Below are 14,212 nucleotides of genomic sequence, written 5' to 3'. Positions count from 1 at the left end.
TTCCTCCTAATCTATTAATGTTCTTTTATCAATAACTCTTTTTGCTTTTCCTTCGCTTCTTGGCAGACTTTTTGGTTCAACAAGGCTAACTTTTACTCTTATGCCAATGGTTTCTTCAATTCTTTTTTCAAGCTTTTTCCTGAGATTCTCAATGTGTTTTACTTCATCAGAAAAAGTTTCCTTTGACATCTCCACCATTACTTCTATCTCGTCAAGATGCTGAGGTCTTGTAACAACAATCTGATAATGGGGTTCAATTCCTTGAACTTCCAGAATAGCTCTTTCAATTTGATATGGGAATATCATAACCCCTCTTACTTTTATCATGTCATCAGTTCTTCCACGAATTCTTTCAATTTTTGCAAAAGTTCTTCCACAGGCGCATTTTTCCCGAATGATTGAAGTTATATCTCTTGTTCTAAATCTTAACATGGGCATTCCTTCCCGGGTAAGGGTTGTAAGGACAAGTTCTCCTCTTTTTCCATCAGGCAAAGTATCACCTGTGTCAGGATCAATTATTTCCACATAAAAATGATCTTCAAAAACATGCAATCCTTTTTTCTCAATACATTCATGGGCAACGCCTGGTCCGATTATTTCAGTTAATCCATAAATATTAAGCGCGTTTATGTTAAATCTCTTCTCAATCTCTTTTCTCATCTGCTCGGTCCACATTTCAGCACCAAAACATCCTGCCTTGAGCTTAAGAGTTCTCGGTTCAACTCCCATCTCCTCTGCTACTTCAGCCATATAAAGAGCATAAGAGGGTGTACATGTAAGAATCGTTGAGCCAAAATCTCTCATTATTTCAATCTGTCTTCTTGTATTTCCAGCACTTGCTGGCACAATCATTGCTCCGATTTTTTGAGCTCCATAGTGAACTCCAAATCCACCAGTAAAAAGGCCATATCCATAACAGTTCTGAATAATATCATCTTTTGTGGCTCCAGCCATTGTAAGGCATCTTGCCATTACTTCAGCCCATACTTCAATGTCATTGCGTGTATATCCTGCCACAACAGGTTTTCCAGTTGTTCCACTGGACATGTGAATCTCAACAATTTCACTCAATGAAGCAGCAAACATTCCAAAGGGATAAACCTCTCTTAAGTCTGCCTTTGATGTAAATGGAATGTTTTTAATATCATCAAGAGTTTTTATGTCTTCTGGCTTAAGTCCTACTTCATCAAATTTTTTTCTGTAGTAAGGAACTTTTTCATATGCCCTCTTAATTGTTTGTTTTAACCGCTCAAGTTGTAATGCTCTGAGTTCTTCTTCTGACATGCATTCCATTTCTTTATTCCATATCATCATATCACCTCATTCAATAGGTTTTAAAAAATTAAGATTTTCACTTTTAAGAGCTTCCATAGCCTTTTGAGTGTTTTCTACTTCAACAATTAAGTAAGCTTTTTTTCTTGTTTCAGCAACATAAACAGCAGCACTTTCAATATTTATGCCCTTTGAAGATAAAATTTTAACAACTTCATGAAGTCCACCAGGTTGATCCTTCATTTCAATTCCAATCGCTTCATTGAGCGACACCGTAAATCCTTTTTCTTTTAACAGTTGGAAGGCTTCTTTACATCTGTCAACCATAAACTTTATTATTCCAAATCCATTGGTGCTTGTAATGGAAAAAGCGAGAATATTTATGTTTGCTTCTGCAAGAACCTTTGTAATTCTTTCAAGTCTTCCAGGTTTGTTCTCAGCAAATACTGAAATTATGTAAATTTTATCCATATAAGCCTCCTAAATTGTTCTTTTATCAATAACTCTTTTTGCTTTTCCTTCACTGACAGGTAGTGTCCCTGGTTCAAGAAGTTCTACTTTTGGCTTTACCATCGTAGCAGACCTGATTTTCTCTACGATTTCCTCTTTTAATTTAATTAATTTCTCAATTTTTCCGTCAAAAAGCTCTCTGTCAATCTCCACCTTGACAATCATTTCATCATAAGACTCAAGAACAATTTGATAATTTTGGGCAACACCCTTAATTCCCATAAGCACCTGCTCAATCTGCTGCGGAAAGATATTGACTCCTTTAACTATGAACATGTCATCAGATCTGCCAAGAATTCTTGAAATTCTTCTATGAGTTCTACCACATTTGCATGGTTCTGAAATAATTCTTGTTAAATCCCTTGTTCTATATCTTATAAGAGGCATTGCTTCCCTGTTAAGGGTTGTTAAAACGAGTTCACCAATCTCACCATCAGGTAAAGGGGCGCCTGTTTCAGGATTGATGATCTCCATAAGAAAATTGTCTTCCCATATATGAAGTCCCTCTTTGTATGGGCATTCAAATCCAACTCCAGGACCATTCATCTCTGTAAGTCCATAACAGTTATAAATATCTATGCCAAGCATATTTTCAATTTTTTTTCTTGTCTCTTCAGAGTACGGTTCTGCACCAAGATAGGCTCTCTTAAGTTTTAGTTCCTTTCTTGGATCAATTCCTTTTTCATAAAGCACAGAGGCAACATAAAGAGCATAACTTGGAGTAATGTGAAGTATGGTTGTTCCAAAATCTTTCATTAAATTAATCTGCCTTTCAGTATTTCCAGGTCCAGCAGGAATTACAAGAATCCCCACTTTTTCAGCTCCATAATGCATTACAAAAGCTCCAGTAAAGAGTCCATAGGTCATACTGTTTTGTAAAATATCCCCCTTTGTAGCACCTGTCATAACAAGACAACGAGCAATTAGCTCTGCTGAGTTATTTATATCTTTTTTTGAAAAAAATATTGCCTTGGGTTTTCCCGTTGTTCCACTTGATGTATGAAGTCTGATTACCTTTTCAGGAGTAACGGTAAGAAGTCCATAAGGATAATCAACAAAAAGGTCCTCCTTCGTTGTAAAGGGAAAACATTTTATATCTTCAAGAGATTTAAGCTTTGAAGGATTTACTCCTGCATCCTGAAATTTCTTTCTGTAGTGAGGGACTTTTTGATAAACTCTTGTGAGAACCCTTTTTAATCTTGCAAACTGTAGCTCCTCAAGTTTTTGCCTCGGCAATGTTTCTAATTCTTTGTTCCAGAATGGCATTTTCTTTTATTAACCTCCTGCCTTCATTGAATGCTTTTATATTAAGGTCAATTGTTTTTGGTGGAACTGCCTTTGAAATCACATCATGCCATGTTTCTTCCTTAAAAGATAGCAAAGTTGAGAGAATCCCAAGTATTACAGAGTTTTCTACTTTGGCATTTCCCAGTTGTTTTGCAATTTTGTCTGCTTGCACTGGAATGACAACAAAGCCTTTTTGATTAAGGAGACTCTCCACATCCTGAGGATAGTCTTTTTCTTCAGCCATTGCTGGAAGAATTTTTTTCTTATTTAAAATTACAATCCCATTTTTTTTAAGAAATCGTAAATATCTTAATGCTTCAAGTTCTTCCAGTGCTACTATTATATGAGCTTTACCAGAGGGAATCTGTGGAGAGAAAACTTTATCTCCAAATCTTATATGACTTATAACACTTCCACCTCTTTGAGCCATTCCATGAATTTCACTTTCTTTAACATCATATCCACTCTGAAAAGCAACCTGGGCAATAATTCTGCTTGATAGAATAATTCCCTGCCCGCCGGTTCCAGATAAAATTATGTTGGTTGTAGACATGGAAAAAATTCTAACATATGATAAAAATAGTTTGCAATAGTATGGCAGAATTTTTTGAATCAGGCTTGCAGAGTCAGCAAAGAATAACTGAGTTATGGTATCATAAATTACATGAACATTGCAGAAAAACGAAAGATTTTAAACATTTTTACTTTCCTATTGATTTTTAGCCTCATTCTGCAGAGCTGTGGATACAGGATTTATACAAAGGCTGATTTGCCTTTTCAGGAGCTTTACTTTAGAAATGTTGAAAATCTTACTCTTGAACCAGGACTTCAGGATAAAATGAGAAAAATTGCCTATCAAACACTTATTGACAACGGCTTTACTCTTACATCATCTGCCAGCAGAGTGCTTGACATTCAAATAAAAAATTATCGCCTGATTACTCTTTCGGAAATTGGACTTAATACTGTGGAGTATCAGATCGTTATGGAAGTTAAGGCAATTCTTTATGATGAAAAAGGGAATAAAATAAAAGAGTTCACACCATCTTCACCTTTTACAACATTTTTTAGAACTACAAGGGACTTACCAAATGTAATTGCTAATAAAGAGCTTGCTATAGATTCTTTAATAAGGGACATATGCGATGACATGGTAAGAAAGCTTATTTTTGATAAATAAGAAAAACATGAAGAATGAGAGATTCCTTACTTGAAATACAGAAATTTGAACAGGAAATAAAAAAGGGACTCCTGAAATACCTTTATTTTTGCTATGCTCAGGAACAATTTTTTCTTTTTGAAGCAGGAAGTCTCATTCGTAGAAACTTTGATTCAATTTCCATTGAAATATATGATTCACCAGAAGAAGTTGATACAAATTCATTTGCATCTATTTCTTTATTTACTCCAAAAAGAATACTGCTCGTATACAATTTTGAAAAAATAAAAAAAACTGAAAAAAGAGTTGAATGGTTGAAGAAGATTAAAGTAAGGAGTAATACATATGTTAATCTCATCGTTCTGTGCAATGCTTCATACAAAGATATTTCTGAAGAGGTCAATTTTGTAAAAAAAGCTGCTGATGGTAGCAGTGACAAAGAGAGATTTAGTGCTGCTGTTTATAATTTTGATATTTATGAAAGAGAGCTTCCTGCATGGATAACTTACAAGGCATCACAATTTGGAATCTCTCTCAAACCAGATGCGGTCTATTATTTAATTGATATTACCGGTGGACAGCCGGGTTTGATTTCTTCTGAGATTGAAAAAATATCGCTTCTTACAGAGAAATCTCATATAGGACTTTTTGACATCAAGGATATTCTAACAGAGCTTGGAGAGTTTACACCCTTTGACCTTGTTGATGCTATAAAGAAAAAGGACAGACAAAGAGCATTCAAACTTCTTGATAAACTTCAAAATACTGAACCAGACATGATTCTTGGAGCATTGAACTGGTATTATAACAATAAAAACGATTTAGATGAAAAAGTCTACTCACTTCTTTACAGAGCAAATCTTTCATTAAGACAGGCTCGTAGCTTAAGCCTTGATATGCTTGTCTATGAGTTGATGAAGGATTAGGAGGATTTTATTCTTTCAGCCCACCACAGTGCTTTATCAATTATCTCATCTTCATCAACAAACTGATGCCTGCCATTGATTATCACAGGAACACCATTAACAAAAACATCTTCAATGTCAGATGCCTTTGCAGAATAGATTATTGTTGAGTATATATCATAAACAGGCTGTAGATGGGGCTTTCTTAGATTTATTAAAATCATGTCAGCTTTTTTACCTATTTCTATACTTCCTGTTTCATTTTCAATCCCAAGGGATTCTGCTGCCCATACTGTAAGCATTTTCATGGAGGTTTTTACATCAAGCACGGTTGGATCTGCTGTAATTCCCTTTTGAACCTTTGCTGCAATTGCAATCTCTTCAAGAAGGTCAAGGTTGTTGTTGCTTGCTGCACCATCTGTTCCCATGCTTACTTTTACACCTTTTTTGATCATTCTTGCTACAGGCGCAACCCCACTTGAAAGCTTGAGATTGCTTTCAATGCAATGGGAAACTCCGATGCCTCTTTCAGCCATAATCTCCATTTCTTCATCATCAAGCCATACTGAATGTGCAGCGATTATTCTCCCTTCAAGAAAGCCTATTTCATCAAGATATTTAACAGGTCTTTTACCATGCTCTTTAATGCATTCCTCAACTTCATGAAATGTTTCACTGAGATGGATATGAATGGGAACTCTGTTTTTCAATGCAAACTCTTTTGATTTAATAAGCGTTTCCCTGCTACATGTATAAATGGCATGAGGTGCCACAGCAGGAATAATGAGTTCGTCGCTTCCGTATTTTTCAATGAATTCTTTAGCTTTTTTAAGATAGTCATCAGCTCCATTTCCTGATGCAGTGGGGAAATCAAGAACCCCCTGTCCAATGACTGCCCTTATCCCGAGTTTTTTTGCTGCATCTGCAACGGATTCAGTGAAAAAATACATGTCATTAAATGTTGTTGTTCCGCTTTTAAGCATCTCCAATGAGGCAAGCAAGGTTCCATCATAAACAAATTCATGGCTTAAGAATTTTGCCTCTCTGGGCCATATATGCTCAGTAAGCCACTGTTTAAGAGGCAGGTCATCGGCAATGCCTCTGAATAAGACCATTGCAGCATGTGTATGGGTGTTTATAAACCCAGGCATCAAGGCTGAATGAGAGTTGCCATATATGGGAATTGAAGGGTCTTTATATTTTTTTAATATCTCTGTGAACGCTGCAATATCCTTAATTCTTCCATCTTCAACAACCACTGCTCCGTTTTCAATTACTTCATCTTTTTTATTCATCGTAATCAAGTATTGTGCACGAACTATAAACATCTGTTTATTGCTCCTCCTAAAGCTTTATCAATACAGCCATTGCAGTAAATATGAATACGGTTACACTTATATATCCATTCATATTAAAGAAAGCAATATTAAGCTTTGAAAGGTCATGGGGTTTTACAAGTCTGTGTTCATTTATGAATAAATAGGCAACCACTGCCATTCCAAGCCAGTAAAACATGTTTAACTTGAAAATAAAACCTGTTAAAACAAGAAAGCTCCATGCAATAAAATGAAAAAGCCTTGCAAGGTATATTGCTTTTTTTACTCCAAAGACTTTTGGAATAGAATAGATGCCGTATTTTTTATCAAAATCCACATCCCACATTGCATAAAGAGTATCAAAGCCAGCAAGCCAGAAAACAACTGTCAAAACCATTGGAATTATCTCCCAGTTAAAACTTCCCCTAACAGCAATCCATGCTCCAAGTGGTGCAAGGGCAAGAGCTAATCCAAGCACAAAATGGCATGCCCATGTAAACCTCTTTGTATATGAATATATAAAAAGTATAAAAATAGCCAAAGGAGAAAGTTTAAAACAAAGGGGATTTAACATCCATGCTGAATAAACAAATATTATGAGGCAGAGCACAGTGAACAATGCTGCTTCCCATAGTTTGATTTTTCCTGTGGGAATCTCTCTCTGAGCAGTTCTGGGATTAAGAGCATCTATTTTCCTGTCAATTATTCTGTTAAATCCAAAAGCACTGGCTCGTGCAGTAACCATTGCAACAGTAATCCAGAGTATCTTTTCAACCTGAGGAATTCCTCCAGCTGAAAGCAATGCTCCTGCAAAAGCAAAGGGAAGGGCAAAAACACTGTGTTCAATTTTAATCATTCTGAGATAAAGAACAGCCTTATTCAATATGGACATAAAATATTATAACATTAATTTTCCCAGTTAAGATGAGGATTCATGTTTTACTGGAGAGGGATGGTGGGAATTGAACCCACTGGAGGAAATTATCCTCCATCACTGGTTTTGCAGACCAGGAGGGACACCAGTCCCACACCCCTCCATAAAAAATTTTAAATAAATATTTCCGAAAAGTAAAATAGATTTTTCCTATTAAAACCACATTAATTTATCAAAATCTGGTGGGGGAACATGAATTTTTATAAAGCCAACAATTGGGGCACGATCGATTAAATAACTATTTTTCAAAATTTCTATAAAAATACAAATGTTTTCTTCTTGTTTTATTTCTATAACATTAAATGGCAATTCAATTTCTAATATTTCATCAAAAGCTACACTGTCTATTTCATCCTTTTTTATCCATGTTTCATTTTCTTGAATAAAAATTTTAGCTAATTGATTGACCATTGTCTCATAAATTATTTTTATTCTTTTTGGTTCAATGATCTGAATTTGTATTGTCATGTCTGTATAGTCTTTTATTGAAAATTTTGGATCCAACCTGAGAAAAAGACTCTGTCTATTGAATCCATAATAAAAATATGAAAAAAGACTTTCTGATTTGTGCATACTTCCACCGATTCTTTGAAGATTGAATCTTCCCGCTTCAAGCCATTCAAAATATCCTGTTACTTTTCCATCAATTTTTGGGTATATAAAACCTTTTGGCTCAACTTCTGGTTTAATTTCTCGTATTTTCTTGCTGATTGGAACATAGAGAAATGCTGGTGGCTCTTTTCCAGTTTTCAGATACACACTTATTAGATTATGTCTGTAGATTTCATCAAAAACATCCTTTGTTTCTGTATAGTGTTCATCTCCATACCACCAGTTCCAGTCACTTCCTTCAGAGATATATATTTGTTCCCATGCTTCAGAGAGATTTTTATCTGGATTTTCTTTTTGGAAAGAAACCAGATCCTTTCTTACTTTATAAAGGTAATCCCAGGCGAGATTGTCTTCTTCATGCCCAATCCATATTGAAAAGTTAGCTCCAATCCATGAACCTGGAAAGATTTTCTTTAATTTTTTTGTCACGGGATTTTCTTGAATATACTCTGAAAATGTTACGGTTTTTATATCTTTGCTTTTTTGCAGACTTTCATACAATTTTTTAAGAAATTCTTCTCCATCATTTTCATAATACTCCCATGCATTTTCTCCATCAAGAATAACAGAAACTACTCCAGAGTTTGTTGAATTACGAATTCTTTTTAAAAAATCATTTACTGCTTTTTGAGGTTCCCAGTTTGAATAGACAAATCCTATCAAATCTGAAAGTACCCTATCTCTGAAAAAAATTTTTACTTCCTCAAACTCATAGGGTTGATATAAAATTGAGGGATTTATCAATTTATCGCCAGTTCTTAAATTTTCATTTATTGATTTAGCCAGAATTTCTTCATCTGTTGCTGTCCATTTAATTCCTGCCTTTGAAATTAGTCTTATGATTTCCTCACTTACAGCGCCTTCAGATGGCCACATTCCCTGAGGTTTAAAACCAAAGAGTTCTTCAAAATAAACAACAGCTTTATTTATTTGGGCTTCTGCGTCTTCTGGGGCTTGAAAATTGTATTGAGGAAGTTTGACCAGAGGCATACATTCCTTTGCTTTATAATTATCATAAATAAGAGGAAGTATAGGATGATAAAAAGGAGAAACTGTCAGCTCAATCTGTCCTGAAAGAGCCATTTCTTTATAGGCAGGAATAATTTGTTTTATAAGTTCAAGATGTTTTTCAAGAAGAAGTTTTTTTTCTTCTTCTGAGAAATTAGCTCCCTTTTTCTGTAATTCTTTTAAAAACAAATCTTGCTGTCTATGCAAAGGATCTATCCAGACAAGATTAAAAAGAGTTTGAAGATCTCTAAGTTCCTGAGATGTAAATTTTTTTGAAAGTTTTAATGGATCTCCATAAATTTTTCCTCTTTTTTCAAGTAATTCTTTGTATCTTGGAAAGGGCTCAACCATTGTTTTCCAGTTTGCGAGAAAAAAGTTTTCAATAATAAAGGCTTTTTGTTCTTCATTAAGTTCTTCTGCAGGAATAAGCGAGTATTCAAAAAAAATATCAGTAATTCCTGCTTCATACTCTTTAAGTTGCTTTAAAAGAGAAGGAACAAGATTAAAAGATACTTTCACCTGAGGAAAATTTTTTAAAATAAGAAGCATATCAAGATAGTCTTTTGTTGCATGAAGCCTTACCCATGGAAGCATAAATTTATTTTTCAGTGTATCATGGTAGTAGGGTTGATGCATATGCCATAGAATTGCTAAACTAATGCTCATTTTTCTTCTTTTTGAAATTGGAAAACCATTTCTCCTGGTTTAACAACTCCGAATTTTTCTCTGGCATATTTTTCCATGTAAGAAGGGTCTTTTTTTAATAGTTCTATCTCATTTTTTAGGGTGTTATTTTCCATTGAAATCTGGGTAATTTCTTTAATAAGTTTTTGTTCATTTTTTTTCAACTCAAGGTACTTTAAATAACCCATATCTCCAAATAAAAAACTATAAGCAAGAAACAGAGTAATCAGAAGAAACAAAAATAAAAACACTCTTTCATTTCTTTTTTTTTCTTTTAAAAGTTGTTCCTTGAGAGAATGCCTTTTCATTTAAAGACCCAGATTATAAAAAACTGAAAGGCCCTTAAATTGAGTTACATCACCAAGTTCCTCCTCTATTTGTAAAAGTCTGTTGTATTTTGCAATCCTTTCTCCTCTTGAAAGGGATCCTGTTTTTATAAAACCAGTATTGCAGGCAACTGAAAGGTCTGCTATTGTTGTATCTTCTGTTTCACCAGAACGATGAGATACAACAGCAGTGTATTTATTGATTTTTGTAAGTTCAATTGCCTGTAGAGTTTCAGATACTGTTCCAATCTGATTGAGTTTAATCAGAATTGAGTTGGCAATTCCTCTATTTATCGCCTCCCTGATTATTTTTGGATTTGTAACTACTAAATCGTCTGCAACAAGTTGAACTCTGTTTTTAAGTCTCTGACTTAAAAGCTCCCATCCGTCCCAATCAGCCTCGCTCATTCCGTCTTCTATTGAAATTATTGGATATTTATCAATGAGAGATTCATAGTAGTCAACCATATCTTTTGAATTGAGTTTTTTACCTTCAACTGTGTAAAATCCATCACTGAAGAGTTCTGAAGCTGCTACGTCCAGGGCTATATAAATTTCTTTTCCAGGTTCATATCCAGCTTCTTTTATTGCTTGCTGAATTAGTTTAATTGCTTCTTCATTACTGCTAAGCATCGGAGCAAATCCTCCTTCATCACCAACTGCTGTGCTGAGTCCTTTCTTTTTTAGTAACGATTTCAGAGTATGGAAAACTTCAACTCCTGCTCTCAGAGCTTGAGAAAACTTTGTAAAACCAGCAGGAACAATCATAAACTCCTGAATATCAAGATTGTTGTCTGCATGAACTCCTCCATTTATTATATTCATCATAGGAACTGGTAAAACTTTTGCATTCGTGCCACCAATATATCTATAAAGAGGCAGTCCCACTTCTTCAGCAGAAGCTTTGCAAACAGCCATTGATACTGCTAAAATAGCATTTGCACCGAGTCTGCTTTTGTTTTCTGTTCCATCAAGCTCTATCAAAAATTTATCAATTCCTTCCTGATCAAGGGATTCCATTCCAATGATATTTGGAGCTATTTCGTTTATTATATTTTCAACTGCTTTTTGAACTCCTTTACCAAAATATCTTTTTTTATCCCCATCTCTTAACTCAAGAGCTTCTCTTGTTCCAGTAGATGCTCCAGATGGAACAGTTGCCGTTGCTATAACTGCACTGTCAAGATAAACATCTACCTGCACTGTTGGATTACCTCTTGAATCAAGAACTTCTCTTGCCACTATGTCAATAATTTCTCCCATCTTAAAGCCTCCTTTATAAATAGAGTTTAACTATAATATCTCAAAACAACAAATTCAATCAATGCAGCAAAAAATATTACAATGCAACCAGAAATGATTTTTCTGTAAATTCCTATCATATCTGCTTTAAAGTATTCTCTTGTAAGAATCAAACAAAGATGAAGAGGAGACAGAAGTACTCCTACATATCCTGACACAAAGGCAATGGAGATTTCATAGGGTAATGTTTCTTTTAGATGCGTAAGCAAAGGAAATGTGCTTCCAACAAATCCTATGCTTATTCCTGTAATAAGTCCGATGAGTAAAGGAAGTGTTATAAAAACAACCAGGTAGGGAATTCCAGATTGGGTTATTGCTTTAGCTATTCCATCTACAGCACCTGAGGCTTGAAGCATCTCTTTAAAAATAATTACTCCAGCAACAAGCAGGAAAACATCATAGGTAAAGCCATATTTTATGATTGATAGAGTTTTTTTAATTGTTTTTTTATGATAAAGGCATACTATCAAAATATTTGCTATAAGAGCAATGAAAAGGTCAATTTTGAAAATTATTACAGGCAGAAGAACCAGAACTATTGGTGTAAAGCTTGATAAAATTTTAAGAGAAACGTTTTTACTTGCTTTTTTTTCATTCTTTACTCCATGCATGCTTAAGAAGAAACCTGAAATAAAGAGAATTAAAGCAGCTGGAAGATTTAACAGTATGAGTTTTCTTAAGGAAATTCCTGAAATAGCTGATGCAAGAACCACTCCAGGATAGAGAGGTAGAACAAGCTCCCATGGATGTCTATACCAGTAGTTTATGAATGCTTTTTCTTCCTTTGACATCTCAAGATTTTTGGTGGCTGAATCAACCATCGGTGCTGAAAGATAAGCACCTCCAAGGGATGGTAACATTCCAATTATAAGAGGCATTGAAAGTATTGAAAGTTTTTTATTTGTAAGCAGAGTTTGAGATGCTTCTGTCATTTTTTGCATTAATCCTGTTTGTCTTAAAGCATACTCAAAGGATTTTATAAGAGTAAGTGAGAGAAAAAGGTTTATGGAAGTAGAAGAAGTAAAACTTTTGATAAGTTTGTATGGTAAACTTTTAAAATCAAAGGAATAAAAAATTAAAAATATCAAAGAACCAGCTAATAGAGCATATCCAATACTTATTTTCTTTCTGAGCAAAAAGAGAATAAAAAGAAAAATAAAAGAAACTTTGAGGATATCAATCATTTTATTTTGTGAATTGCCTCATCAAAAAGGTCTTTCAGTGCCTCACCAACGCATTCAGAAAGAGTAGGGTGTGAATGAATTAAATCCTTTAACTGTTTTGCTTTTGCTTTAAGTTTTACAGCAACTGCAAGTTCATGAATAAGTTCAGAAGCATCTGCTCCTACAATGTGAGCTCCAACAATAGTGTCAGAATCCCTATCTGCAATTACCTTTACAAATCCATCAATTTCTTCAATAATATGAGCTTTACCAGAGGCTCTGAATGGGAAAATTCCTTTTTTAATATTGATTCCTTTTTCTGTTGCTTCTTTTTCCTTTAATCCCACTGAACCAACTTCTGAAACTGTAAAAATTGTTGAAGGAATGACGCTGTAGTCCATTTTTTCATTGTATCCCATAGCATTTTTTGCAGCTACTTCTGCTTCTCTGTAGGCTACATGTGCAAGTAACCACTGTCCTGTAACATCACCAGCTGCAAAGATGTTTTCAACATTGCTTTGCATTCTTTCATTTACAACAATCTCTTTTTTACTGCCAATCTTGATTTCAGAAGTTTTAATGCACTCAGTATTAAAAGCTCTTCCAACAGAGACAAGAACAATCTCTGATGTAACAATTTTTCCATTTGAGAGGGTTATCTGAACTGAATTATCCATCTTCTTTAAATCTTCAATTTTTACTGCAGTGTAAAACTCTATTTTTCTTTTTTTAAAGAGCTTTTCTACTTCCTTGGAGACATCTTCATCTTCCATTGGTAGGACTCTTGGCATTAGCTCTACAAGAGTTACCTTGCTTCCAAGAAGGTAAAATATCCATGCAAATTCACATCCTATGGCTCCTGCACCAATTATTGTAATTGATTTAGGTATTTTTTTAAGCATCCATAGATCATCACTTGAGAGTATTTTTTCTCCATCAAAATTAAGCATTGGAAGTTCTCGAGGCCTTGATCCTGTAGCAATGATTATTTTGTCTGCCTGAATTGTTTCTTGCGTGTTTTTTAAAAACACTGTTTTAGGATTAACTAATTCTGCCTCTGATTGAACAATTTTTACTCCTGTTTGCTTCAGCAGCATCATAAGTCCTTTTTTTTGAGTATCCACAATTTTGTCTTTTTTTTCCATTAAAATCTCTAAGTCAATTGAGGAACAAGCATGTTTAAGATTATGAATTATTGTTTTTGTAGGAATGCATCCTCTATTAAGGCATGTTCCACCGATTTCTTCTTTTTCAATAAGAAATACCTCTGCCCCCAGTCTTCTCATAACAAGGGCAGAGACATAACCAGCAGGACCTCCTCCGATTACAGTGGCTTTCATTATCTTTCTTCTTCAAGATAACTTTCATACTCTTCATAATCCATTAACTCTTCCAATTCCTGAGGATTATCCATTTCAATAACAGCAATCCAGCCTTTTCCATAAGGGTCTTCGTTAATAATTTCTGGATGGTCAATTAATTCTTCATTTACTTCAACTACTGTGCCGTTTACTGGAGCTATTACAGGAGAAGATGTTTTTGTTGACTCAATCTCTGCCATTTCAGTACCTGCTTCAATATGGGTATCAACCTCTGGAAGCTCAATGTAAATAATATCTCCAAGAGATTCCTGTGCATAATCAGTGATTCCAACTTTTACTTTTTTACTTCTACCTGATAGTTTCACCCAGGTATGCTCTTTGTGAAATTTGTAATTTTCTAAAGTCATTTTCC

The 14,212-nt window shown here is 34.6% G+C and carries 14 protein-coding genes and 1 tRNA gene; 2 read left to right on the top strand and 13 right to left on the bottom strand.

Annotation, left to right across the window (positions count from 1 at the left end):
- Positions 1–6: 6 nt before the first annotated feature.
- Genes ACP5O9_RS02390 through ACP5O9_RS02375 form a run of 4 tightly spaced genes read right to left on the bottom strand, consistent with a single transcriptional unit; the run spans position 7 to position 3,622 of the window.
- Positions 7–1,311, bottom strand: coding sequence for a phenylacetate--CoA ligase family protein (locus ACP5O9_RS02390; protein ID WP_353687083.1), 1,305 nt, complete (start codon positions 1,309–1,311; stop codon positions 7–9).
- Positions 1,312–1,320: 9 nt separating this feature from the next.
- Positions 1,321–1,743: an ACT domain-containing protein gene (locus ACP5O9_RS02385; protein ID WP_353687025.1), complete on the bottom strand. Its 423-nt coding sequence runs from the start codon at positions 1,741–1,743 to the stop codon at positions 1,321–1,323.
- Between the two features lie 9 nt (positions 1,744–1,752).
- Entirely contained in the window at positions 1,753–3,048 is a 1,296-nt protein-coding gene (locus tag ACP5O9_RS02380) for a phenylacetate--CoA ligase (RefSeq protein WP_424904599.1), read from the bottom strand.
- Positions 2,999–3,622, bottom strand: coding sequence for an indolepyruvate oxidoreductase subunit beta (locus tag ACP5O9_RS02375; RefSeq protein WP_424904598.1), 624 nt, complete (start codon positions 3,620–3,622; stop codon positions 2,999–3,001). The genes ACP5O9_RS02380 and ACP5O9_RS02375 overlap by 50 nt, the downstream gene beginning before the upstream one ends.
- A gap of 111 nt (positions 3,623–3,733) precedes the next feature.
- Between ACP5O9_RS02375 and lptE the strand changes: the two genes are divergently transcribed.
- Both lptE and holA read left to right on the top strand, forming a co-directional pair.
- Positions 3,734–4,249, top strand: coding sequence for an LPS assembly lipoprotein LptE (gene lptE / locus ACP5O9_RS02370; RefSeq protein WP_428723374.1), 516 nt, complete (start codon positions 3,734–3,736; stop codon positions 4,247–4,249).
- A 14-nt stretch (positions 4,250–4,263) separates the two neighbouring features.
- Complete coding sequence (holA, locus tag ACP5O9_RS02365) at positions 4,264–5,154, top strand: DNA polymerase III subunit delta (RefSeq protein ID WP_428723373.1); 891 nt, start codon at positions 4,264–4,266, stop codon at positions 5,152–5,154.
- Here the strand turns inward: holA and ACP5O9_RS02360 are convergent.
- From ACP5O9_RS02360 to gcvH, 9 genes are all read right to left on the bottom strand, one after another.
- Positions 5,151–6,461: an amidohydrolase family protein gene (locus ACP5O9_RS02360; RefSeq protein ID WP_428723372.1), complete on the bottom strand. Its 1,311-nt coding sequence runs from the start codon at positions 6,459–6,461 to the stop codon at positions 5,151–5,153. The genes holA and ACP5O9_RS02360 overlap by 4 nt on opposite strands.
- Before the next feature lie 16 nt (positions 6,462–6,477).
- Complete coding sequence (locus tag ACP5O9_RS02355; RefSeq protein ID WP_353687031.1) at positions 6,478–7,341, bottom strand: UbiA-like polyprenyltransferase; 864 nt, start codon at positions 7,339–7,341, stop codon at positions 6,478–6,480.
- A gap of 51 nt (positions 7,342–7,392) precedes the next feature.
- A tRNA-OTHER gene (locus tag ACP5O9_RS02350) sits at positions 7,393–7,485 on the bottom strand.
- Positions 7,486–7,536: 51 nt separating this feature from the next.
- The gene (locus ACP5O9_RS02345) at positions 7,537–9,669 is read right to left on the bottom strand and encodes a glycoside hydrolase family 57 protein (protein WP_353687032.1); all 2,133 of its coding nucleotides are present in this window, start codon (positions 9,667–9,669) and stop codon (positions 7,537–7,539) included.
- Complete coding sequence (locus ACP5O9_RS02340) at positions 9,666–9,995, bottom strand: FtsB family cell division protein (protein ID WP_353687033.1); 330 nt, start codon at positions 9,993–9,995, stop codon at positions 9,666–9,668. The genes ACP5O9_RS02345 and ACP5O9_RS02340 overlap by 4 nt, the downstream gene beginning before the upstream one ends.
- Positions 9,996–11,276, bottom strand: a complete 1,281-nt coding sequence (gene eno / locus ACP5O9_RS02335) for a phosphopyruvate hydratase (protein WP_353687034.1) — start codon at positions 11,274–11,276, stop codon at positions 9,996–9,998.
- Between the two features lie 26 nt (positions 11,277–11,302).
- Positions 11,303–12,451: a DUF401 family protein gene (locus tag ACP5O9_RS02330; protein ID WP_428723371.1), complete on the bottom strand. Its 1,149-nt coding sequence runs from the start codon at positions 12,449–12,451 to the stop codon at positions 11,303–11,305.
- Between the two features lie 44 nt (positions 12,452–12,495).
- Complete coding sequence (gene lpdA / locus ACP5O9_RS02325; RefSeq protein WP_428723370.1) at positions 12,496–13,818, bottom strand: dihydrolipoyl dehydrogenase; 1,323 nt, start codon at positions 13,816–13,818, stop codon at positions 12,496–12,498.
- On the bottom strand, positions 13,818–14,207 hold the full coding sequence (gene gcvH, locus ACP5O9_RS02320; protein WP_353687037.1) for a glycine cleavage system protein GcvH: 390 nt from the start codon (positions 14,205–14,207) through the stop codon (positions 13,818–13,820). Before gcvH ends, lpdA begins: the two co-directional genes overlap by 1 nt.
- Between the last annotated feature and the right edge of the window lie 5 nt (positions 14,208–14,212).

It is taken from the genome of Thermodesulfovibrio sp. (assembly GCF_049969575.1).
Classification (GTDB): domain Bacteria; phylum Nitrospirota; class Thermodesulfovibrionia; order Thermodesulfovibrionales; family Thermodesulfovibrionaceae; genus Thermodesulfovibrio; species Thermodesulfovibrio obliviosus.
This window is presented reverse-complemented; position numbering and strand designations above follow the sequence as displayed.